General features: G+C 61.2%; 20 protein-coding genes and 1 tRNA gene. 8 read left to right on the top strand and 13 right to left on the bottom strand.

Features of this window, described 5'->3' with window-relative positions:
• Positions 1-4 precede the first annotated feature (4 nt).
• The 6 genes from NKH99_RS06300 to NKH99_RS06325 form a co-directional block, all read right to left on the bottom strand.
• The gene (locus NKH99_RS06300; RefSeq protein ID WP_023677795.1) at positions 5-388 is read right to left on the bottom strand and encodes a type II toxin-antitoxin system VapC family toxin; all 384 of its coding nucleotides are present in this window, start codon (positions 386-388) and stop codon (positions 5-7) included.
• Entirely contained in the window at positions 385-777 is a 393-nt protein-coding gene (locus NKH99_RS06305) for an AbrB/MazE/SpoVT family DNA-binding domain-containing protein (protein WP_352540761.1), read from the bottom strand. Before NKH99_RS06305 ends, NKH99_RS06300 begins: the two co-directional genes overlap by 4 nt.
• A gap of 82 nt (positions 778-859) precedes the next feature.
• Complete coding sequence (locus NKH99_RS06310) at positions 860-2023, bottom strand: isovaleryl-CoA dehydrogenase (RefSeq protein ID WP_353013263.1); 1164 nt, start codon at positions 2021-2023, stop codon at positions 860-862.
• Between the two features lie 47 nt (positions 2024-2070).
• Positions 2071-2733 carry a TetR/AcrR family transcriptional regulator gene (locus NKH99_RS06315; RefSeq protein ID WP_353013265.1) on the bottom strand — a complete coding sequence of 221 codons (663 nt, stop codon included), beginning with the start codon at positions 2731-2733 and terminating at the stop codon, positions 2071-2073.
• Positions 2734-2878: 145 nt separating this feature from the next.
• Positions 2879-3157, bottom strand: a complete 279-nt coding sequence (locus tag NKH99_RS06320; protein WP_352771723.1) for an acylphosphatase — start codon at positions 3155-3157, stop codon at positions 2879-2881.
• 90 nt (positions 3158-3247) lie between these two features.
• Positions 3248-4360, bottom strand: coding sequence for a pyridoxal phosphate-dependent aminotransferase (locus NKH99_RS06325; RefSeq protein ID WP_353013267.1), 1113 nt, complete (start codon positions 4358-4360; stop codon positions 3248-3250).
• 119 nt (positions 4361-4479) lie between these two features.
• Here NKH99_RS06325 and NKH99_RS06330 point away from each other — a divergent pair, with 119 nt between their 5' ends.
• A complete protein-coding gene (locus tag NKH99_RS06330) occupies positions 4480-6132 on the top strand; it encodes a tetratricopeptide repeat-containing sulfotransferase family protein (RefSeq protein ID WP_353013269.1) in 1653 nt (550 codons plus the stop codon).
• 80 nt (positions 6133-6212) lie between these two features.
• On the top strand, positions 6213-7865 hold the full coding sequence (locus NKH99_RS06335) for a tetratricopeptide repeat-containing sulfotransferase family protein (protein ID WP_353013271.1): 1653 nt from the start codon (positions 6213-6215) through the stop codon (positions 7863-7865).
• Positions 7866-8091: 226 nt separating this feature from the next.
• Here NKH99_RS06335 and NKH99_RS06340 read toward each other — a convergent pair whose 3' ends face one another.
• The 3 genes from NKH99_RS06340 to NKH99_RS06350 form a co-directional block, all read right to left on the bottom strand.
• Entirely contained in the window at positions 8092-9243 is a 1152-nt protein-coding gene (locus NKH99_RS06340) for a porin (protein ID WP_352449013.1), read from the bottom strand.
• 134 nt (positions 9244-9377) lie between these two features.
• The gene (locus NKH99_RS06345) at positions 9378-9620 is read right to left on the bottom strand and encodes a GIY-YIG nuclease family protein (RefSeq protein WP_353013555.1); all 243 of its coding nucleotides are present in this window, start codon (positions 9618-9620) and stop codon (positions 9378-9380) included.
• 210 nt (positions 9621-9830) lie between these two features.
• Positions 9831-9921 (bottom strand) — tRNA-Ser (locus NKH99_RS06350).
• A gap of 449 nt (positions 9922-10370) precedes the next feature.
• Here NKH99_RS06350 and NKH99_RS06355 point away from each other — a divergent pair.
• The gene (locus NKH99_RS06355; protein WP_353013273.1) at positions 10371-11585 is read left to right on the top strand and encodes a porin; all 1215 of its coding nucleotides are present in this window, start codon (positions 10371-10373) and stop codon (positions 11583-11585) included.
• Between the two features lie 238 nt (positions 11586-11823).
• A complete protein-coding gene (locus NKH99_RS06360) occupies positions 11824-12882 on the top strand; it encodes a tyrosine-type recombinase/integrase (RefSeq protein ID WP_502900010.1) in 1059 nt (352 codons plus the stop codon).
• Positions 12883-13191: 309 nt separating this feature from the next.
• Here NKH99_RS06360 and NKH99_RS06365 read toward each other — a convergent pair whose 3' ends face one another.
• Positions 13192-14085: an alpha/beta fold hydrolase gene (locus tag NKH99_RS06365; protein ID WP_353013275.1), complete on the bottom strand. Its 894-nt coding sequence runs from the start codon at positions 14083-14085 to the stop codon at positions 13192-13194.
• A 657-nt stretch (positions 14086-14742) separates the two neighbouring features.
• Positions 14743-16782: a lytic transglycosylase domain-containing protein gene (locus tag NKH99_RS06370; protein WP_353013559.1), complete on the bottom strand. Its 2040-nt coding sequence runs from the start codon at positions 16780-16782 to the stop codon at positions 14743-14745.
• A gap of 327 nt (positions 16783-17109) precedes the next feature.
• Between NKH99_RS06370 and dapA the strand changes: the two genes are divergently transcribed.
• From dapA to NKH99_RS06390, 4 genes are all read left to right on the top strand, one after another.
• Positions 17110-17991, top strand: a complete 882-nt coding sequence (gene dapA / locus NKH99_RS06375) for a 4-hydroxy-tetrahydrodipicolinate synthase (protein ID WP_352449009.1) — start codon at positions 17110-17112, stop codon at positions 17989-17991.
• A gap of 25 nt (positions 17992-18016) precedes the next feature.
• A complete protein-coding gene (gene smpB / locus NKH99_RS06380; protein ID WP_023768487.1) occupies positions 18017-18496 on the top strand; it encodes an SsrA-binding protein SmpB in 480 nt (159 codons plus the stop codon).
• Between the two features lie 106 nt (positions 18497-18602).
• Positions 18603-19331 carry a GH25 family lysozyme gene (locus NKH99_RS06385; protein ID WP_353013277.1) on the top strand — a complete coding sequence of 243 codons (729 nt, stop codon included), beginning with the start codon at positions 18603-18605 and terminating at the stop codon, positions 19329-19331.
• Between the two features lie 107 nt (positions 19332-19438).
• Positions 19439-19939, top strand: a complete 501-nt coding sequence (locus tag NKH99_RS06390) for a hypothetical protein (protein ID WP_353013279.1) — start codon at positions 19439-19441, stop codon at positions 19937-19939.
• A gap of 51 nt (positions 19940-19990) precedes the next feature.
• Here the strand turns inward: NKH99_RS06390 and NKH99_RS06395 are convergent, their stop codons facing one another.
• Complete coding sequence (locus NKH99_RS06395; protein WP_245274739.1) at positions 19991-20668, bottom strand: uracil-DNA glycosylase; 678 nt, start codon at positions 20666-20668, stop codon at positions 19991-19993.
• Positions 20665-21246, bottom strand: coding sequence for a LabA-like NYN domain-containing protein (locus NKH99_RS06400; protein ID WP_353013281.1), 582 nt, complete (start codon positions 21244-21246; stop codon positions 20665-20667). The genes NKH99_RS06395 and NKH99_RS06400 overlap by 4 nt, the downstream gene beginning before the upstream one ends.
• Between the last annotated feature and the right edge of the window lie 162 nt (positions 21247-21408).

The raw sequence follows: 21408 nt of genomic DNA on the forward strand, positions 1-21408 counted from the left end.
GGCGCTACCGGATCAGCTCGATCTTGCAGCCGACATCGAGGTCGCCCCAATCGCGATCAGCGGTGACGGCAATGGCATTCTCGCGAATTGCCAGCGCCAGGCAAGCCCGATCGCCCAGCGACAAGCCGCGATGCCGCGTCAATTGGCGAAGCTGCCCGGCGGCGATGCCCATCGCGTCGTCGAAAACGGCGATCGGCATGCCGAGACTGGCGAGGTCGTCCGCAGCCTGTTCCATGCTGCGTCCCTTGTCGATCAGTTTGGCGATGATTTCGGCCGCATTGACCGAACTGCATTGTGCATCCGGCGCGAACCCCAAAGCATTATCGGTGCCTTGCTCGTTGAGCAGGATTGCGAGCGCCGCCGAACTGTCCATGACATAGGGCTTCATTTCGTCCGCTTTCCCGTCGTCCCTTCGGCGTGAAGACGGTCGAGACGCTTGTCGCTTCGACGCTGCTCTTCCCGTCGCTCTTTCAGAAATTCGTCGACGACGCTTTCACCGGGCTGTTTCAACGCTGACAATTCGGCCTGGACGCGTCGCAGATTCTGCAGCCACGATCTTACCCGCAGCTCGCCGTTCTCGACATGCAGGATCATATCCTCGCCAGGCTTCACGCCCATCTGCTCGCGCATCGCGGCAGGGATGACGAAGCGCCCGCCCTCGCCAAGCTTGACACGCTCGCGTTTCGCCGGAAGCCGAAACGGCGCTTTGCGAGCGCCGGCATCGAACCGTGCTTGCGGGTCTTCGTCAAATCCGGACTTTCCCGTTCTGCCAGCCATGGTCCGTCTCGCCTGTGTTGTGGCACATATTCCGAAGTGTGCCACATCGTGCGGCTTCTGGCAAAATCTCAAAAAGACGCCATCAGGCGCCCTCCACCATGATTTCCCGCCCGATCAGCCAGCGACGGATTTCGCTGGTGCCGGCACCGATCTCGTAGAGTTTGGCGTCGCGCAAAAGCCGGCCGGTCGGGTAGTCGTTGATGTAGCCGTTGCCGCCCAAAAGCTGGATGGCGTCGAGCGCCATCAGCGTTGCCTTTTCGGCGGCGAAGAGAATACAGCCGGCAGCATCCTTGCGGGCCGTCTCACCGCGATCGCAAGCGGCGGCCACGGCATAGACGTAGGCGCGCGCCGCGTTCATCGTCGCATACATGTCGGCGAGCTTGCCTTGCACCAGCTGGAATTCGCCGATCGGCTGACCGAACTGCCTGCGTTCATGCACGTAAGGGATCGCCACGTCGAGGCACGCTGCCATCAGCCCGACCGGCCCGCCGGCCAGCACGGCGCGTTCGTAGTCGAGGCCCGACATCAGCACCTCGACGCCGCGCCCTTCCTCGTGCAGGACATTGTCGAACGGCACTTCGACATCCTCGAACACCAGCTCGCCGGTGTTCGAGCCGCGCATGCCGAGCTTGTCGAGCTTTTGCGCCACGGAAAAACCGGCAAAGGCTTTTTCGACGATGAAGGCGGTGATGCCGCGCGAATTGAGTTCCGGATCGGTCTTGGCGTAGACGACCAGCGTCTCGGCATCCGGCCCGTTGGTGATCCACATCTTGGTGCCGTTGAGCACATAGCGGTCGTTGCGCTTTTCGGCGCGCAGGCGAAGCGACACCACATCAGAGCCGGCACCCGATTCCGACATCGCCAGTGCGCCGACTTTTTCGCCGCTGCAGAGCGAAGGCAGATACCTTTCCTTCTGCGCCTGCGTCGCCCAGCGGTTGATCTGGTTGACGCAGAGGTTGGAATGGGCGCCGTAGGAGAGGCCGACCGAGGCCGAGGCGCGCGAAATCTCCTCCATCGCCACGACATGGGCGAGGTAGCCCATGCCGGTGCCGCCGAAATCGGGATCGGCGGTGATGCCGAGCAGGCCGAGCCCGCCGAGCTCCGCCCACAGATGTGCCGGGAATTCGTTCGAGCGGTCGATCTCGGCGGCGATCGGTGCGATCTTTTCCTGGGCGAAGCGCCGCACCAGGTCGCGCAGCGCCTCGATGTCTTCGTCAAGCCCGAAGTTGAGCGTATGCGTGTACATGCCGTTCCTCCCGGCGCACGATCCCGAAATCGGGATCATGCGCGAAATCAAGTTGCTAGAGTGTCCTTTGCGCGCCCAAATAGAGGCGCGGCGTCGTAGCTCGTTGAGGCGCCATCGCTCTTTGCTCCAACAAGGCGCATTGTCATTGCTAGATATGTAGCGGTGACTTCGGCGATCGACAGCCGTTCGCCCGGCCGGAACCAGACGATGACGCCGGTCATCATCTGGATCAGCGCCATGGCGGTGAGCCCGGTGTCTTCGATGCTGAATAACCCCGCTTCGACGCCGTCGCGCAGGATGGCGCGCAGCTCCTTCTCGTAGGCCGTGCGCATGCGCAGGATCTGCGTGAGTTTTTCATGCGACAGGCTGCGCAGCTCCATGTTCGAGACATGGGTGGAGTGGCGGCGTTCGATATGGAAAGCGATGTGGTTTTCGACATAAGCGGCAAGCCGCGCTGCCGGATCGGCGCCGACAGGGCGTGTTGCGCGCCACGCCTCGATCAAGCCTTCCATATGCTCACGCATCAGCATGAACAGAAGGTCCTGCTTGGTCGGGAAGTAGCGGTACAGCGCCGCAGCCTGGACACCGACCTCGGCCGCCAGCTGGCGCATCGACATTGCCTCGTAGCCGAGACGCGCAATCAGGCTGACCGCTGCCTCGCGGACCGCAGCTTCGGTCTTTTCGCCGTCGGAACCAGTCGTACGCGCCATGACAAGCCACCTTTTCGCGGAAAATAAAACAAACGTTCAATTAATTCAAGAGGCGCGTCCGGGCAGGGCAATGGCTTCAGATTTGCTCTATCTGCACCCTCGAGAACTTTGTGCGATGGAAGCGAATGAGCAGGACCATGCCTTGCTAGGCAACAATCCTGAAATCGGCCGACATGTCGCGAGCCTCGATCTCCTCAACATCGACCTTCGAAACCGCTGCCTCTGGCGGCCCTTCCCGAAGCCGTTCGATCATTGTCGAGACCGCCGCATCGGTCCCTGCAATCAAGGCTGTCACCGAGCCGTCAACTTCGTTGCGCACCCACCCGGCAAGGCCAAGCGCCGACGCCTCGCGCCGCGCCCAGACCCGGTAGCTGACGCCTTGCACCTTGCCGTAAATGCGTACCTGCACCGTACGATCGGTCATCGCGCTCTCCATCGTTTGAGTCGAGTCTGGCGCATCGCCGTGCAAATTCAACCGCGTTGCCGCCGGTCAGCCACATAGGGCGAAGGCTCTTCAATTCCCTCGCGCTGCCGCCAGCGCGCCAGGCAGTTCCTCGGCAAAGATGTCGAGCTCGTGGTCGAGGCCGACACTGACCCGGATGCAGCGGTCGAGAACCGGCACCATCGGCTTGCGGATGAAGACGTCGCGTGACAACAGCGCCTGCAGCACTTTCAGTGCGAAAGCGCCGTCGCGGCCGCAGTCGATGGTGACGAAATTGGTCGCCGAAGCCAGCGGCTTCAGCCCGCTCGCTTCGGCTATTGCGGCGATACGCCGGCGGCCGGCGGCGACCCGCGCCACCACGCTATCCAGCCAGGCCTGATCGGCAAGCGCCTCGACACCGGCGATCTGCGCCATGCGGCTGACGCCATAGTGGTTGCGGATCTTCTCGAAGTCCCGAATCACCTGGGCCTCGGCCACCGCATAGCCGCAGCGTATGCCGGCCAGCCCATAGGCCTTGGAGAAGGTGCGCATGCGGATGACGTTCGGCGGCGCCACATCGATCGGCGGCAGCGCTGAGGTTGGCCCTAATTCGCCATAGGCTTCGTCGAGCACCAGCATTGTGGTCTCCGGCAAGGCTTCGATGAAGCGGCTGAGCTCGGCGGCTTCCCACCAGCTGCCCATCGGATTGTCCGGATTGGACAGGTAGACCAGTGGCGCCTTTTCCCTGGCCACTGCCGCCAGCAGGCCGTCGAGGTTTTCCCGATCGTTCTCGTAGGGCACTGCGACCAGCCGGCCGCCGACGCCGGCAACATGAAAGTTGAAGGTCGGATAGGCGCCGAGCGAGGTCACCACCGCGTCGCCGGGCGCCACATACATGCGCGCCACCAGGCTGAGCAGCCCGTCTATGCCTTCGCCGATGACGACGTTTTCGGCGCCGACGCCGAGATGCCCGGCGGCAGCTACCTTCAAATCGTGATTATCGGGGTCGCAATACATCCACATGTCGCCGGCAATCTCAGCCATGCGGGCAATGACGCGCGGGGAAGGGCCAAAACTGCTCTCATTGGCGCCGATGCGGGCGCGAAAGGCGCGGCCGCGATCACGCTCCTGCGCCTCCGGGCCGACAAACGGCACCGTGGAGGGAAGCGCGTCGATGAGCGGCGTAAGGGGAGGGCGCAGGCGCATGATAGGGCTCGTTCGAAAGGGGGCCTTCTTGCTAGCCTGCCGGCTTGGCCTGCGCAAGTTCCGCGGCAGGCGGGAACGTCAGGCTGGATTCTCCCGGATCATTTTGCTAGCGAGACATGATGAGCAACCGACTGCCACCCGCTTGGTCCAAGCACATAAAGTCCCGCCCGGCGCCGAACGTGCAACCGCCGAAAGCGAAACCGCCGTCGCGCGCGCAGGCCGACGATGCGCTGCTGCGACAGGCGTATGGCTTGCAGCAGGCCAAGCGGTTGGCCGAGGCTGAGGAACTGTGCCGTCGCGTGCTGGAGCGCACGCCCAACCATCCCTTGGCTTCGTATATCATGGGCACGCTATTCATCGGGCTCGACGATGAAATGGCGCTGCGATATTTGGCCCGAGCCGTCGGCGAGGAGCCTCAAAACCCCTTTTATCACCTTAGTCTGGGTGAAGTTTATCTAAAAGTCAGCGAATATTCGCCCGCAATCAGGCATATTCAGCAAGCATTGAAGTTGAAGCCCGATTTGCTGGAGGCGCTTTGCGCATTGGGACGCGCTTACGTCGAATTCGACAAGGCTGACATGGCTGTCCCGGTTTACGAGAAAGCGCTCAAGATCAACCGCGATCATCCTCGCGTTCGGACAGGACTGGCCAGCGCACTCACCGGTCTCGGTCGCGTGGACGAAGCCGAAGTCTATCTGAAAGAAGCGATCGAACGTCGCATCGCGATGCCCGCTGCCTATAACGAGCTTGTGCATACGCGCAAATTCACCGAAGAGCCGGCCGAACTTGAGTCCATCCTGCGCGAACTGGGCTACCCAAAGCTTGACCCCGAAAGTGCGATGAGACTTCATCACGCAGCCGGCAAGGTGCTGAACGACCTTGGGCGTTACGAAGACGCGATAGATCATTTCAAGAAAGGCAAGCAGGCCGCAGGCTATAGGTTTGATCTGGAAGCCTATCGCCGCTGGGTCGACTCTACGATCGAGCTCTTCGACCCGGACATGGTGGCTGCCAACGCGGGCCATGGAAGCCCATCGGAATTGCCCGTGTTTGTATTGGGAATGCCCCGGTCGGGGACCACCCTGACCGAGCAGATTTGCGCGAGCCACCCGGATGTTCACGGCGCAGGAGAACTTAAAAAGCTAAGGCGAGCCGCAAATGCTACCGGCCTCACCAGGCTTTCGGCACGGGCTTTGGGCCAATCGATGGTGCCGATCACCCCTGACCTGTCCAAAATCCTGGCCGAGGAGCACCTGTCCTACCTTCGTGAGCGTGCGCCGACCGCACGTCGCATAGTCGACAAGATGCCCCGGAATTTCGAACTGATAGGCCTCATCGGCCTTCTCTTTCCCAACGCGCGGATTATTCACTGTCGCCGCGACGCCATCGACAATTGCCTCTCGTGTTTTTTCCAGAATTTCTCCAAGGGACACAGCTACATCGCCGACCTGCAGACGCTCGGGCTGTACTACCGTGAATACGATCGCCTGATGCGACATTGGGACAAGGTTTTTCCGGGACGCATCTTCGAAAGTCCCTACGAAACGCTGGTTACGGATCAGGAGGCACAATCGCGCCGTCTGATCGATTATCTTGGATTGCCCTGGGACGATGCCTGCCTGCGCTTCTTCGAGAAGGGCGGATCGGTCAACACGGCCAGTCGCTGGCAAGTCCGGCAGCCGATCTACAGGTCATCTGTCAAGCGCTGGAAAAATTATGAGGGCAAGATCCAGCCGCTGATCGACGCCTTGGGCGACCTAGCCGAACGTTGAACAAGGAGGGCGCCCGACAGGATAGGCCAGCCCTTCAGGCCAGGCTGGATTCTCCCGGATCATTTTGCTAGCGAGACATGATGAACAACCGACTGCCGCCCGCGTGGTCCAAGCATATAAAGTCCCGTTCGGCGCCGAAAGTGGAACCGCCGAAAGTGAAACCGCCGTCGCGCGCGCAAGCCGACGACATGCTGCTGCGACAGGCGCTCGAACTTCAGCAAGCCAAGCGGCTCCCGGAGGCGGAGGAATTATGCCATCGCGTTCTCGCCCGCACGCCCAACCACCCGCTTTCGCTCTATATACTCGGCACGTTGGGGCTCGGTGTCGACGATGAGTTGGCTCTCAAATATTTTGCGCGGGCAGTAAGCCAGACGCCTCAAAATCCATATTTCCACCTCAGCCTGGGAGAGGCCGGTCTGAAGCTTGGCGACAATCTGCTTGCGATCAGGCACCTGCAGCGCGCCTGCGAATTGAAGCCCGACCTGGTGGAAGCGCTTTGCGGACTGGCGCGTGCCTACGTCAACTTCGACATGGCCGAGATGGCTTTGCCCCTTTACGAGAAGGCGCTAAAGATCAACGGCGACCATCCCATGGTCCGGATTGGTCTGGCTGGTGCGCTCACCAGCCTCGGCCGCATGGATGAAGCCAGAGCCTATCTCGATCAGGCAATAGAACGTCGTGTCGATGTTGGGGCAGCCTACAATTACCTGGTCGACACGCAAAAGTTCACCGAAAAACCTGCCGAGCTCGATTCTATCCTGCGCGAACTGTCCAATCCCAGGCTCGAACCGGTTGCTGCATCGCAGCTCCATCACGCGGCAGGCAAAGTGCTGAACGATCTCGAGCGCTATGAAGAGGCGATGGATCACTTCAAGAGGGCGAAAAAGGCGGCTGGTCACGATTTCGACCTGGAGTACTACCGCCGAAGCGTCGATTCCATGATCGAGATATTCAGCCCGTCACTATTGGAAGCCAAGGCTGGCCACGGCAGTCCGTCCGAAGTGCCGGTGTTTGTGCTGGGCATGCCCCGGTCGGGGACGACGCTGACCGAGCAGATCTGCGCGAGCCATCCGGATGTCCATGGCGCAGGGGAACTTACGAAGCTGCGGCGAATCGCGAACTCGATGGGCTTTAGAACACTGTCGGACGAGGACTTGCGCAATTCGATCATGTCGATGACGAGGGATCAGTCGAGGGCGCTGGCCGAAGAATACCTGTCCTATCTGCGCCAGCACGCGCCTGCTGCACTCCGCATCGTCGACAAGATGCCGCACAATTTCGAGTTTATCGGCGTGATCGGAATTCTTTTCCCCAACGCGCGCATCATTCATTGCCGCCGCGATGCCATCGACAATTGCGTGTCCTGCTTCGTCCTGCATTTCACCAAGGACCACGGCTACAACGCCGACCTTGAAACACTCGGCCTATACTACCGCGAATATGATCGCTTGATGCGGCATTGGAATAAGGTCTTTCCCGGACGGATATTCGAAAGCCGCTATGAGACGCTGGTTGCGGATCAGGAGAAGCAGTCGCGCCGTCTCATCGATCATCTCGGCTTGCCTTGGGACGATTCCTGCCTGCGCTTTTTCGAGAGGAGCGGGTCGGTCAATACCCCCAGCCGCTGGCAGGTGCGGCAGCCGATCTATACATCATCGGTCAAGCGCTGGAAAAAATATGAGAGTACGATCCAGCCGCTGATCCAGTCGCTTGGCGATCTCGCCGAGATTTGATTTGAGTTGGCGGTCCACATTGCGTGGATCGTGATATCTGAACCGTGCAGGCTTACGCGGATTTCCCAAGCGTGCGGCCAGATATCAGTCGGTAGAATCAGCAACTGGCAGAGAACGATCGCGACCTGTAACCGGCGCCATGCTCACGCGGCTTGGTAGCGGAGTCGCCCTGATAGAAAAACCCGGCGGTTGCCCGCCGGGTTCAATCTCAATCTGGCTCGGACTGTTAGAATGAGCGCTGGAAGCGGAGCATGCCGCCGACGCTGTCCTTGTCGTCGGCATTGGTCCAGTTGCGATCGTAGGCTTTGTCAAACTGACCGTCGCGGGCCCAATCGACTTCGGCCGTGATCGTGAGACCGGGAACGATATCGTAGGCAATGTTCGCGGCGACGCCGTAGTTCTTGTCATCGTCAGCCGAGGCCTGGAGGTTGAACGAGGTCTTCTCGTTGATGGTGTAGGTGCCACCACCCCAGACTGCCCAGTTGCCGCCCCATTGCTTGTAGAAGTTGCGGTCGATGTTGTCGTCAGAGCCGTAGCCGGCCATGAGGAACAATGTCAGGTTCTGTATCGGCGTAACGTCGACGCGAACCTTGCCGGCCCACTCTTCCCAGGTGCTGTCATAGGCGGCGACACCGGTGATCGAGCCCCAGCCCTGCGTGTATTTGATACCGCCGACGACATACGGGACATAGCTGTCGATGGAATCATTGCCGCTGTTGCTGTCTTGGAAAATGCCAGGATCCGCAGCGGCACTGCCCGAACCGGTTTCCAACGAAGCCACGGCCGAGAAGCCGTTTCCGGCATCGAAGTAATACTGAACGACGTTGGTGTCGAAGCCACCGTAGGGGACCAGCGTATCCTGGATGACGTTGCCGGCGTAGCCGATGAAGGTGTCGAAGGCCGATTCGTCCTTGCCGACGCGCAAACCACCGAGCTGGACCCAGGCAAAGTTCAGCGAAACGCTCGTACCGCCATTGAAGTTGTCATCAAGGTAATCGTTGTGGTTACCCCAGTTGAAGCGCGTCTCGGTGTAGGTCTTCAAGGTGCCGAGCTCGGTTTCCTGGCCGGTCCAGGTCTTCAGCGTGAAGCGGGCGTGCTTGTAGTAGGTATCCTGCGAGTCGCCGTCCTGCTGGTCGGTGGTCTTTGCACCGTCAAATGAGCCGACGTCACCGATGCCGATGTCATAGCGGACATAGCCGCCGATACGCAGGCAGGTTTCGGTGCCGGGGATGTAGAAGTAGCCAGCGCCGTAGACGTCGCAGATCTTGACGTATTCAGCGGGTTCCGGCTCGGCGACGACGACGGCGTCGGCGGCGCGCGCACCGGAAACTGCGATCAGTGCCGCAGCGGAGCCGAGAAGAAGGCTCTTGATGTTCATTTTCTGACCTCCAGTCAGAATCGAACGAAAGAGCGGAATTGGCGCCGTGTGTTTCTGTCGTAAGTAGCTGAGATTGCATTATTATTTGGGAAAACCGTTGATTTTTGCACGATCACGAGAGGAGCGGCAGATGGTCACCAGAGGCGTTTGCTGGCAAAAGCATGCCCGGAACCGGATTTGAGATAACGCTCGGATGAGGTCGCCTTGGCTTGGTTCGAGAAGGCGATGCAGGTCACGATCCGCCATGGCAGGAATTTGGAGGTATGGCTGGATTTTCCGGCGTTATGCTCGGCGATCCGTCGCTTCAGGTCCGAGGTCACACCGATATAGCGCTCGCCTTCCGCAGTCTTGCTTTCCAGCAGGTACACATACCACACGAACCGGCCCTCCCTCGCCAAGATATCGGAATACATCCATCCTGCTTCGCGCGGAGAGGGATTCGCTGGACTTGTCCTGCGAAGCGCGCAGAGCGAAGCAGGGTTTCGGGGCTAGCGGCCCTCCTTCGCTACGGCTTCGGAGGGCATCCTGCTTCGCGCGGAGAGGGATTCGCTGGACTTGTCCTGCGAAGCGCGCAGCGCGAAGCAGGATGGCGGAGAGGATGGGATTCGAACCCACGAGAAGCTTTTGACCTCTACTCCCTTAGCAGGGGAGCGCCTTCGACCACTCGGCCACCTCTCCGTTGCGCCGGTGGATAAAGAAAAGCGCCGGCACAATCAACAAGCCGGCGCTATTATCCTTGAAAAATCGACCCTTTGCCAAAGCGCCGCGCGGCGATGTGGCGATTCTACGGCAATTCCCTGGTTCGCGACTCGGGCCATGGTCACATTTCGGGCCGACCATCGCCGGAATCCGCGGTTTGCAACGGCTTGCGATGGGCCGTTGGTTAACGGGAGCTTTCGGAGTGAGGCCAAATCGTGTCATTTGTGCAACAACGCCGGGGTATAGCGCCAACACAAACCTTTTGCCGGTGCGATCGTGGTTGAACGCCGCCGTCTCATGGGTAATGTCGGGTTTGAAGGAGCGGCGCGGTGCGCATCTTTTTCGGTAGTGGGGATGGGGCAGGGAACGCTGTCCTTCAGCAAAGAATACCCAGACCCGTTTTTTAACTTTTGACTGGAGGTCAGAAAATGAACATCAAGAGCCTTCTTCTCGGCTCCGCTGCGGCACTGATCGCAGTTTCCGGTGCGCGCGCCGCCGACGCCGTCGTCGTCGCCGAGCCGGAACCCGCTGAATACGTCAAGATCTGCGACGTCTACGGCGCTGGCTACTACTACATCCCCGGCACTGAAATCTGCCTGCGCATCGGCGGTTATGTCCGCTATGACATCGGCGTGGGCCAGGCTGGCTCGTTCGACGGCGCCAGGTATCAGGACCTGTTGGACGCCATCAATGGTGAAGACAACGTCAACGACGGCTATTACAAGCAGGCTCGCTTCACGCTGAGGACCTACACCGGCCAGGAAACCGAGCTCGGCACCTTGAAGACCTACACCGAGACCCGCTTCAACTGGGGAACCGGTTATCACGGAGTTGATGTCGACAACGACCCGACCACCCCTGACCTACAATTCTCCAGCTTCGGCAGCAGGGGCGTTTCGCTGAACTTCGCCTGGATCCAGCTCGGTGGTCTTCGCGTCGGTAAGGACGAAACAGCCTTCAACACGTTCACCGGCTACGCCGGCAACGTCATCCAGGATACGATCGTTCCGTATGGCGGCTTCGACACCAATGTCGTCCAGTACTACTTCGATGCCGGCAACGGCTTCTCGGCCGTGGCTTCGTTGGAAACCGGTGAAGGCTTTATCCTTAACGACGCTAATACTGCCCTCCATCTCGGTCACGACTCGGTCGACAGCTATGTTCCGTATGTGGTTGGCGGCGTGAAGTACACGCAGGGCTGGGGCTCCATCAGCGGTGTTGTTGCCTATGACAGCAGCCTGGAAGAATGGGCCGGCAAGGTTCGCCTCGACGTGACGCCGATGCAGAACCTGTCGCTGTTCTTGATGGCCGGCTACGGCTCTGACGACAACCTCCCGCGCAACTTCTACAAGCAGTGGGGCGGTAACTGGGCAGTCTGGGGCGGTGGTACCTACACCATCAACGAGAAGACCTCGTTCAACCTCCAGGCGTCGTATGACGAAGCCAAGGAAGCTGGCGTCGCGGCCAATATCGCTTACGACATCGTTCCCGGCTTCACGATCACGGCCGAAGTGGACTGGGCCCATAACAGCCACCACATCGATAGCGACTCGCTGCCCGGTTATGAATACAACTGGACCGGCATCCCGGGCGACAAGAAAAACGCCGTTGGCGGCTTCCTCCGCTTCCAGCGCTCGTTCTAAGGGCTGGACTTAAGGCAAGTGAAATCCAGCCCGGGCGCCTTAACGCCCGGGCTGTTTTTGTTTTCGCGACTGGTCGCAAACAGAAGGAAAAGGGGGTTCGGTAGCTGAACAGGGTTGTGGAACGATGTCGTTGGGATCCGCCGCTGGTGGATGAAATCGGCCGCAACGCTTAAAACTCTTGAAAGGGCACCGCCAAGCAGGTAGGTCTAGGCCTATCCACTCGGGGGTGTGGCGAATAATGACGAACGATGCGATTCAAGAGGGAGGAACCTCTGATCATTTTTCGATGTTTTCTTCTCAAACTGCAAAAATAAAATACAGTTACAACAAGATACGAGAAGTAAAGTCGCACAGGATCGGAGAACTTTTTTCAGCATACCGGGACATACTTTGGGATGACGGGCGGCACAAATACAATGTCAGCTCCTTCATCGGCGAAATAGACGAAATCCTCCTTGGGGAGCGTTTCAGCGCCTTTGACCAAAGCACCCTCGACAATCTTATCGGCACCTTGCGCCAGCGCGGCAACAGCAACGCAACCATCAACCGGAAGATGGCTGCCCTCAGCAAACTGCTGCGCAAGGCTTACAAGATGGGGGATATCCACAGCCTGCCCGAGTTCCGCCGCCAGAAGGAGCGGGCGGGACGGATTCGTTTCCTCGAAAGAGACGAGGAGGCCCGGCTCTTCGCCGCCATCAAGAGCCGCAGCGAGGACGCTTATCGGCTTTCCGTCTTTCTCGTCGACACCGGCTGCCGCCTCGGCGAAGCGCTGGGCTTGATCTGGAACGATATCCAGGAGCACCGCGTCAGTTTCTGGATCACCAAATCCGGCCGCAGCCGCACCATCCCGATGACCGAGCGGGTAAAAGAGGTGATCAAGCTGCCGGCCACCGAGGGCCGCCGGCCCAAAGGCCCGTTCACCAAGCTCAGCCAAGCGCAGTTTCGCGCCATCTGGAACGATGCCAAGGCCGAAGTCGGGCTTGGCGCCGACGATCAGGTCGTGCCGCATATATTGCGCCATACTTGTGCCTCGCGTCTCGTCCAGGGCGGCATCGATATCAGGCGTGTGCAGATGTGGCTCGGCCACCAGACGCTGTCGATGACCATGCGCTACGCGCATCTGGCCACCAACGACCTCGATGGCTGCGTCACTGTGCTGGAGACGCCGCGGTGCAGTGGCGCGGACAGTGGCGGCGCAAGCGCTTTGTCTGCTCCACCTCCGGCAAGGCGAGGGCCAAAAGGCGAGCCGGCCGCAAGCAAGGCCCCAAAGCCAGCGAAGAGAAGCGCCAAATCCTGACGGATCTGACGTGAGAAATCAGCCGGCCGCTCAGGGTTGCGCTGCCCCTCATTGCCCTGCCGGGCATTTCTCCCCGTATAGCGACGGGGAGAAAGGCGCCCTTGCGAAAGATTTCGCTAATCCCCAGCGTTGCAGACACCTCCCTTCTCCCCGTCGCGATACGGGGAGAAGGTGCCGGCCGGCGGATGAGGGGCAGCGCCGACATCGATAAAATTATTTCACCGCTAATTCCAACGGAACTATCAACGGCCGCCGGAATGCTTTGACCGACGCAAAACCTGCGCGTGAATTACTTCGCTCGGTCGAGCTTTACTTCCTGCCACCCCGCTGCTCCGCCCGATCGAAAAAACCAGCGATCCTGCCCGGCAGGATCCCGGACTCCAAAAACGGTGCATGCCCCTGGCCGTCGGCGGTGATCGTCTCGATATCGGTATGGCGCGTCCGCATCTGCTCGAGCGTTTCGGCGGACAGCAGCTTCGAGTTGGCGCCGCGTATGACGAGCATCGGGATGGCCGCCAGCGCGTCGAACTGTGGCCAAAGATCGGGCAGCGGCCGGCTGGGATCGAGCCCCGCCAGCGTCTCGACCAGTTTCGGATCGAAATCGGGCAAAAATCCCTCCTCTGTCTCGCGGCAGAGAGCTGACGCCATCCGCTCCCAATCCGCATCGGTCAGCGCCGCAAAATCCGCGCCATGGGTGCTGCGCAGGCCGCGGACCACCTCTGCGTACGTCTTCGGCCTGGGCGCGGGATCGAGATAGAAGCGGATATGGGCGAGACCTTGCGCCTCGATCACCGGGCCGATGTCGTTGAAGACGATGGCCTTCAGCACGGGCGGCCGCATCGCCCCGAGCACATGGATGACCAGCCCGCCGCGCGACGTCCCGATGAAGGCTGCCTCCTCGATGCTCAGCGCCGCCAACCCGGCAAGGATATCGCCCGCCTCGATGCCGATATTGTAATGGCCGATATCGGCATCGTAGGCAGACTGCCCGCGCCCGCGATAGTCGAAGGCGACGACGTTGCGCTTCGCCCGCGTCGACAGGAAAAGCGCCAATTCGTGAAAGTCACGGCAATTGCGGGTCAGGCCGGGCAGGCAAACGACTGGCCAGCGGCCGGAATTCGCTTCGCCGTAGATGCGGGCGTGCAGGGACAGCCCGTCCGGCGCGGCGTAGAAGAAATCGGAAAAACCCTGCTCGATTGGCATGTAGACTCCGTTCCTCTCACCGCCGGATCGCTTCGATTGCTACAGGCGAGGGGCAGGTAAGGTCAAATAGGGAAGGCGCCGGCGTTGGAGGTCCCTCAACGGGAAGATTGGCTGCCATAGTCGCTTTCGCCAGGTTTCGTAGGATGCAGAAAGGCACTGTCCCCGAAGCTGCCGATTTCCCACTTGGGGGCAGGGCTATTGCAGATGGAAAGTCGAGGCTTTCGCTCTACGACGGACCCCCACCCCTAACCCCTCCCCACAAGGGGGAGGGAGACTTCCGTTGGCACTGACCTCGGCAAATTGCCTGCCTTTCGGCGCCAAAAGGGGAAGTAAGGGCATGCGGCAGCATTCCCTCCCCCTTGTGGGGAGGGTTAGGGTGGGGGTCCATCTTCGTAAGAATCCAAATGCGATTGCCCTGCGCTTGGGGGGATGTCTGGTGATTGGCAAGGAGGGCAGGACAGAGCGGGCCGCTGTCCCGCCAACTCCACGTCCGGAACCTTCATAGCCAGAAACAAAAAAACCGGGGCGGGTCGTTGGAGCCAATTAGCACCATACCGAAATTTAGTAGCATAGCTGCCGGCACAAAGCAAGAACAAAATACGCCGTGACCGACAAATTCGCGAAGGATCGCAGCTGACTTGGTTTGAAGCCCGGTCGTCACCCCCGGCCGTTCACCAGATCTCCGACAATATCGTACTTGCCGGAGATACGCATCTTGTAGACCTCATAATTCTCCATCACGCGCTGAACGTAACTTCTTGTTTCCGTATAGGGAATCCGCTCGATCCAGTCGACGACTGCATCGACGTCCTCGCCGCGCGGGTCGCCGTATTTCGTCACCCACTGGGCGGCGCGTGCGGGGCCGGCATTGTAGCCGGCGAAGGTCAGCACGTAGGAGCCGTCGAAACGGCCGAGCTGCTCGCCGAGAAAGGTGGCGCCCAGCGTTGCATTGTAGCCGGCATCGGTGGTCAGCCGGGCCTGCGAGAAAGTCATGCCGGCCTTCTTCGCCAATTGCTTGGCCGTGCCTGGCATCAGCTGCAGCAGTCCGCGCGCGCCGGCGCTGGAGACGGCGCCGATGTTGAACTCGCTTTCCTGGCGGGCAATCGCATAGGCCAGCGCCTTGCCCGAGCCGGAAATGTTGGCGGTGTCGGGAATGACGCCGAGCGGATGCGACAGCGCGCCGACATCGATGCCACGTGCGCCGGCGATCTTGCCGACCTTCAGCGCCATGAAATGGTTGCCTTGTCTTTCCGCCAGCGCCGCAAGCAGCGCAAGTTCGCCGGGGCTGTTCAGCTGCCCGGCAAGGTCGCGGTAGAGCGTCTCGGCATAGCGGTCATAGCCGGCTTCCTGCAGCCGCTTGATGGCGCTGACCGCCTCGCGGGTGGCAAAATTCCGGCGGTCGGCGGCACTTGGCTGCGGGTAGACGATGTTGAGGATCTGCCGGCCGACGCGCTCGCCGGCGAGCTGGCCGTAAAAGGTCGTGCCGTAGCTGGCGGCGCGGCTGAAATAATCCTTGGCACTGCCGGGCCCGCCGACTTCGGCGGCACGGCCGAGCCAGTAATAGGCGCGCGACAGCGACATCGGCCCTTGGGCGAGCTCCGCGATTTGCGCAAAATGCTTGGCGGCGGTGCTCGGGTCGTTGAGGCCGCGCAGCGCGTACCAGCCCGCATGGAATTCCGCCTCGGCAGCATTGGCGGGACTTTCGGCGGCATGCGCGGCGACTATTCTGTAGGCGGTCTTCATGTCGCCCTGGTCGACCAGCTCGCGCGACAGCACCCGGCGTTCGACCCACCAGGCGTCCGCATCGACCAGAGCGTCGCGGTCGCCCGGCGCCTTCAGCACCAGCGCGGCGGCATCGGAAAATTTCTGTTGCTTGCGCAGATATTCGGCTTCGGCAAAGAGATAGCCGGCCGCCCGCTGCGCTGCCGGCACCGCCTTCAGCAGCTTGGCCGCGTTCTTGTCGCCTTTGGTGACTGCCGCCCAGGCATCGGCCAATTGCTGGGCGCCGGCGAGACCGGCGACGCGCAGCGCCGAAGCGACCCGATCGGCATAAAACATGCGCTCCATGCGGAAGCGATGGTCGGCGGCCGGGATCAGCGCGCCGAACTCGCGGATGACCGCCGCCTCGTCCGTGGCTTCGAGCTTTTCGGTGCGCCAGAATGGCGACAGCACCGAGCGCGCCGCCTTCGTATCGCCCAGCGCTACATAGGAGCGGGCAAGGATCACCACGCCCTCGAAGGTCAGCGGCTGGCTGCCGTCGAACGCCCGCACCACGACCTGTGGCGCGGGGTTCTCGCGATAGAGCGCGCGCTCGCTGTTCTTGCGCAAGGCGATCGTGCCCGGCCAGTTCGGCAGCATTTTCGCGGCATCGGCGATGTCGCCGCTCGGCACCTGGTCGCCGCCATAGAGCGCAATCGCCCAGGCAAGGATGTGCCGATCGAGCGATTTGGCCGGCAGCGCTTCGCGCACCTGGCGCGCGCGCTGAATGTCGTTTGCCGCAAGCGCATCGAGAGCGCTCTTCAGCGCCGCGACGCTGGCGGATGGCGAAGGGGACTGCTGCAGCGCATCGTTCTGCGGCTCCGTCATCGGGATCGCCGACGTGACCTGCCCATCGACGCTGCCGCCGATCGCCGCGCCAGGGATCAGCACAACGATCGCGCCGAGAAGCGCGAAAAGATGAGGCCGCCTGGTCGGCATGGATTTGGTCATTTCCTATTCTTCGATGCTACCACGGGCACAGATGAACTGCAGTCTATTCGTCTGTGATGAAGGGCCCGTAAAGAAAACCTCATCGAGGTCGTTCGAATTGCGATTGCTGGCGCAATGCTTGCCGCGCAACAATGTCGAGACTATGGTGCGCCGCTTCGCTTTCGGCTAGAAGGCGCGCACGACAAACACCTACAGCGCCGCGCGTCTTCTCAGACGCGCAAAGGACGCTGTAGCAATTTAAATTTGGCGCATGATCCTTTCCGAAATCGACTGCGATTTTCGGGGTCATGCGCTAGTCCCAAGGAGTTGGACGACATGCTAAGAGGCTCGCTGACCGCGCTCGTCACACCGTTCGAAAAGAGCGGCCGTTTCGACGAGAAAGCCTTTCGCGCGTTCATCGCCTGGCAGATCGCCGAAGGCACGACGGGCGTGGTCCCTGTCGGCACCACCGGCGAGTCGCCGACTCTGTCGCATGACGAGCACCGCCAAGTCGTCAAGGTTTGCATCGAGGTCGCCAAGGGCCGGGTTCCGGTCGTCGCCGGCGCTGGCTCCAACAACACCGACGAGGCGGTCGGCCTGGTCCAGTATGCCGAGAAGGCGGGCGCCGACGCGGCCCTTGTCGTCACGCCTTATTACAACAGACCGACGCAGCGCGGCCTCTATGCGCATTTCGCCGCCGTCGCCAAGGCAACCAGCCTGCCGATCATCATCTACAACATTCCGCCGCGCTCGGTGGTCGACATGAGCCCCGAGACGATGGGCCAGTTGGTGCATGACTTCAAGAACATCGTCGGCGTCAAGGATGCCACCGGCAAGGTCGAGCGGGTTTCGGAGCAGCGCGCCACCTGTGGCAAGGATTTCATCCAGCTCTCCGGCGAAGACGCCTCGGCGCTCGGCTTCAACGCGCATGGCGGCGTCGGCTGTATTTCGGTGACGGCAAATGTCGCGCCCAGGCTTTGCGCTGAATTCCAGGAGGCAACGCTTTCCGGTGACTGCGCTAAGGCGCTCGACCTGCAGGACCGTCTGTTGCCGCTGCACAAGGCGATTTTCATGGAGCCCGGCGTTTCCGGCGCGAAATATGCGCTGTCGAAGCTGGGCAAGGTCGAGAACGTGCTGCGCTCGCCGCTAATGACGGTCGAGCCGTCGACCGCCGAGAAGATCGACGCGGCGATGAAGCACGCCGGCTTGATAAACTAGGGATGAGGCGCCACCTCTCCGCATCATGAATCAAGTCAGAAAAGCCGATCCCAACAACAAGACCGTTGCGGAAAACCGCAAGGCGCGGTTTTCCTATGAGGTGCTCGACACGATCGAGGCCGGCTTGGTGCTGACCGGTACGGAAGTGAAATCGCTGCGCCAGGGCCAGGCCAATATCCAGGACAGCTACGCCTCGGTCGAGGGCGGCGAGATCTGGCTGATCAACTCCTATTTGCCGGAGTATCTGCAGGCCAACCGCTTCAACCATGAGCCGCGCCGCCGCCGCAAACTGCTGCTCAACAAGCGTGAGATGGCCAAGCTGGCGCAAAGCGTCGACCGCGAAGGCATGACGCTGGTGCCGCTGAAGATCTACTTCAACGACCAAGGCCGTGCCAAGCTGTTGCTCGCCGTTGGCCGCGGCAAGAAGCTGCACGACAAGCGCGAGACAGAAAAGCAGCGCGACTGGTCGCGCGAGAAGGGCCGGCTGCTGAAGGAGCGAGGGTGAGGCGCGGTCCGCGAGGCGGACGAAAAGCCAGCGATTTGGCTTTTCGAGCGACGAACGCCCGGAGCCATAGCGGCGGGCAGGGCGGACCAAAAGGGGTAGGTCTCGTTTGAAAAACCGGATCGTCTTATGGGGCGCGGCCGGTCTGCTCGTGGCGGGCCTCGTTCTGGCCGGCGGCTATACCTACTTCCAGACGTTTTCTCCGGACCGCGACAAATATCCGGTCAGGGGCATCGACGTCTCCCATCATCAGCGGCAGATCGACTGGCGCCGTGTTGCCGCCGACGATGTCGCCTTCGCCGTGATCAAGGCGACGGAAGGCGGCGATCATGTCGACGATGCCTTCGCCGCCAATTTGCGCGCGGCCCGCGCCGCCGGTCTTGCCGTCGGTGCCTATCATTTCTTCACCTTCTGCAGACCGGGTGCGGATCAGGCACGCAACTTCATCTCGGTGGTGCCGCACGATCAGCCTTTGCTGCCGCCGGTGGTAGACATCGAGTTCGGCGGCAATTGCCCGCAGCGGCCAACTCCCGAACAGCTGAGCGCCGAACTCTCCGCCTTCCTCGGCCCGGTCGAGGCGGCGTTCGGCAAGACGGCGATCCTCTATGTGACCGACGAGGTGGCGCAAGCCTATGCCGGGCAGCTAGCCAGCCGCCCGCGCTGGCTGCGTTCGCTGGCGCTGCGGCCGGGCCATGACAACTGGATCTACTGGCAGTATCACAACCGGGGCCGGGTCGACGGCATCAGCGGCGACGTCGACCTGAATGTTCTCCAGGGCGGACCTGCGACGCTGGCCGCATTGTTTGCCGCAGCGCCTGAAACGACAGCGTCGGATTGATGCTATTCCCGTCCACCAAAACACCCTCGATGGCACGAAGACAGAGCGACGAGGCGTTCCCCATCTGGCTATTCATATCGCAGGCGGCGCCGTGCTAAGTACATTTGATGCCGGAGCGCCCTTCATCAACCAATGACAGCAACGCCCCGCCTGCTGCGACGGACGGCGGCGACCCCCGCCTGGCATTTGTCTATGCGGAGGCGGTGCGTGGCCTCCAGCACCAGCAGGGCGTGGTTGAAAGTCTCAATACGCGCGCCGGCAATCTGATCTTCGCAACCGCGTTCGCGAGTTCTCTCCTCGGAGGCAGGGCGCTCCTGGATGGCGTGGGGCCCTGGGACTGGCTGGCGCTGATATTGCTTTTTCTTATCGGGCTGCTGGTCGCGATTATGGTGTGGCCGTATTATAACTATACGTTCCGTTTCGATCCAGAGAAGCTGCTCCAGGACTTCGTCGATCAGCACCCTCCCGCAACCCTGGACGGGATGCACCGAGCGCTTGCGCTGCGCATCAAATCCGACATGGCCAGCAATTGGCGGATCATCCAACGCCTGCGCGTCGCGCTGCAGCTTGCACTGTTTCTGTGGTTGCTGGATCTCCTGGCCTGGTAGTTCGCGATCGCCCGAATCTAGGGCTCGTGCCCTGGCGGGCATCGTCCGACTCTATGTCTTCAGAAAAGCTTCTATCTGACTGAAGACGTTGACGAACATCGCTTCCGTCAACACGCCGGTATTGGTGTTGTAGCGCGAGCAATGATAGCTGGAAAACAGCGTGATGCCATTGGCCTGCTGCTGCCCACCATGCCGGAACGGATAGGCGGCAACGCGTTGGCCGAGCGCCCGCACGGTCGACTGGTGGGCGATCGAGCCAAGCGCCAGCACAGCGCGCAGATTTGGAAATCGCGCGATCGTCGGCACCAGGAACGTCCGGCAGGTCGCTATCTCGGCGCCAACCGGCTTGTTGTCCGGCGGCACGCAGCGCACCGCATTGGTAATCGCCGTACCGACAAGCTCCAGCCCGTCATCCGGTCGCGCTTTGAATTCGCCGCGCGCAAAGCCGTGCGCGATCAGCGTGTTGTAGAGCAGGTCGCCGGCAAAATCGCCGGTGAAGGGGCGCCCCGTCCGGTTCGCCCCGCGCAGTCCAGGCGCCAGCCCGACGATCAGCAGACGCACTGCGTCCTCGCCTTCCGGCGGCAAAAAGGTCGGCACCGGCGCGTTGAACCAGGACGGCTCGCGCCGCCGCCACTCGGCGATGAAGTCGTGCAACCGCGGGCAGAGCGGGCAATCGCGATCGGGTTCGGGGGAGACGACCAGGGGCGCGGTCAAGGCAACGACCGTCAATAGTCTTCCTCGTCGACTTCGGCCGGTTCGGGCCGGCGCACCGGCCGCTCCGACGGATCGCGGCCGAGTTCATTCTTGAGCGTCATCAAGTCGATGAAATGGTCGGCCTGGCGGCGCAGATCGTCGGAGATCATCGGCGGCTGCGAAGCCATGGTCGAGACGATCGACACCTTGCGCCCGCGCCGCTGCAGCGCCTCGACCAGCGTGCGGAAATCGCCGTCGCCCGAAAAGATGACATAATGGTCGACGACATCGGCAAGCTCGAGCGCATCGACGGTCAGCTCGATATCCATATTGCCCTTAATCTTGCGCCGGCCGGTCGAGTCGGTGAATTCCTTGGCCGGTTTGGTCACCACCTTGAAGCCGTTATAGTCGAGCCAGTCGATCAGCGGCCGTATCGAGGAGTATTCCTGATCCTCGACCAGCGCGGTGTAGTAATAAGCGCGCAGCAGATAGCCGCGTTTCTGGAAGCTCGCCAGAAGTTTGCGGTAATCGATGTCAAAGCCCAGCGCGCGCGAGGTGGCGTAGAGATTGGCACCGTCGATAAAGAGAGCGATTTTTTCACGAGGATCGAACATGGAAAATGTCCTTTTTCGAAATAAGCGGTCGTCTAAATGGGTGGCGACTATCGGCCGGTCTGATAATAGACCTGTTGGCCTTCATCGTTCGAGATAACGCCAGTTTTACGGCAATCCAAGGCACCATGCCGCACCGCAAGCAATTGTGATCGGCGCTGTGTC

It is taken from the genome of Mesorhizobium sp. M0854 (assembly GCF_040319815.1).
In the GTDB taxonomy this organism is placed as follows: Bacteria; Pseudomonadota; Alphaproteobacteria; order Rhizobiales; family Rhizobiaceae; genus Mesorhizobium.

What these genes read in the sequence shown, in the direction of transcription:
- NKH99_RS06325 (WP_353013267.1), bottom strand. Translation starts at nt 4,360, where the DNA reads ATGCGCCTGCGCCCTCCCCTTACGCCGCTCATCGACGCGCTTCCCTCC.
- NKH99_RS06315 (WP_353013265.1), bottom strand. Translation starts at nt 2,733, where the DNA reads ATGGCGCGTACGACTGGTTCCGACGGCGAAAAGACCGAAGCTGCGGTC.
- NKH99_RS06390 (WP_353013279.1), top strand. Translation starts at nt 19,439, where the DNA reads ATGCCGGAGCGCCCTTCATCAACCAATGACAGCAACGCCCCGCCTGCT.
- NKH99_RS06370 (WP_353013559.1), bottom strand. Translation starts at nt 16,782, where the DNA reads ATGCCGACCAGGCGGCCTCATCTTTTCGCGCTTCTCGGCGCGATCGTT.
- NKH99_RS06305 (WP_352540761.1), bottom strand. Translation starts at nt 777, where the DNA reads ATGGCTGGCAGAACGGGAAAGTCCGGATTTGACGAAGACCCGCAAGCA.
- NKH99_RS06365 (WP_353013275.1), bottom strand. Translation starts at nt 14,085, where the DNA reads ATGCCAATCGAGCAGGGTTTTTCCGATTTCTTCTACGCCGCGCCGGAC.
- NKH99_RS06320 (WP_352771723.1), bottom strand. Translation starts at nt 3,157, where the DNA reads ATGACCGATCGTACGGTGCAGGTACGCATTTACGGCAAGGTGCAAGGC.
- NKH99_RS06330 (WP_353013269.1), top strand. Translation starts at nt 4,480, where the DNA reads ATGAGCAACCGACTGCCACCCGCTTGGTCCAAGCACATAAAGTCCCGC.
- NKH99_RS06310 (WP_353013263.1), bottom strand. Translation starts at nt 2,023, where the DNA reads ATGTACACGCATACGCTCAACTTCGGGCTTGACGAAGACATCGAGGCG.
- NKH99_RS06300 (WP_023677795.1), bottom strand. Translation starts at nt 388, where the DNA reads ATGAAGCCCTATGTCATGGACAGTTCGGCGGCGCTCGCAATCCTGCTC.
- NKH99_RS06400 (WP_353013281.1), bottom strand. Translation starts at nt 21,246, where the DNA reads ATGTTCGATCCTCGTGAAAAAATCGCTCTCTTTATCGACGGTGCCAAT.
- NKH99_RS06360 (WP_502900010.1), top strand. Translation starts at nt 11,824, where the DNA reads ATGACGAACGATGCGATTCAAGAGGGAGGAACCTCTGATCATTTTTCG.
- NKH99_RS06340 (WP_352449013.1), bottom strand. Translation starts at nt 9,243, where the DNA reads ATGAACATCAAGAGCCTTCTTCTCGGCTCCGCTGCGGCACTGATCGCA.
- smpB (WP_023768487.1), top strand. Translation starts at nt 18,017, where the DNA reads ATGAATCAAGTCAGAAAAGCCGATCCCAACAACAAGACCGTTGCGGAA.
- NKH99_RS06355 (WP_353013273.1), top strand. Translation starts at nt 10,371, where the DNA reads ATGAACATCAAGAGCCTTCTTCTCGGCTCCGCTGCGGCACTGATCGCA.
- NKH99_RS06335 (WP_353013271.1), top strand. Translation starts at nt 6,213, where the DNA reads ATGAACAACCGACTGCCGCCCGCGTGGTCCAAGCATATAAAGTCCCGT.
- dapA (WP_352449009.1), top strand. Translation starts at nt 17,110, where the DNA reads ATGCTAAGAGGCTCGCTGACCGCGCTCGTCACACCGTTCGAAAAGAGC.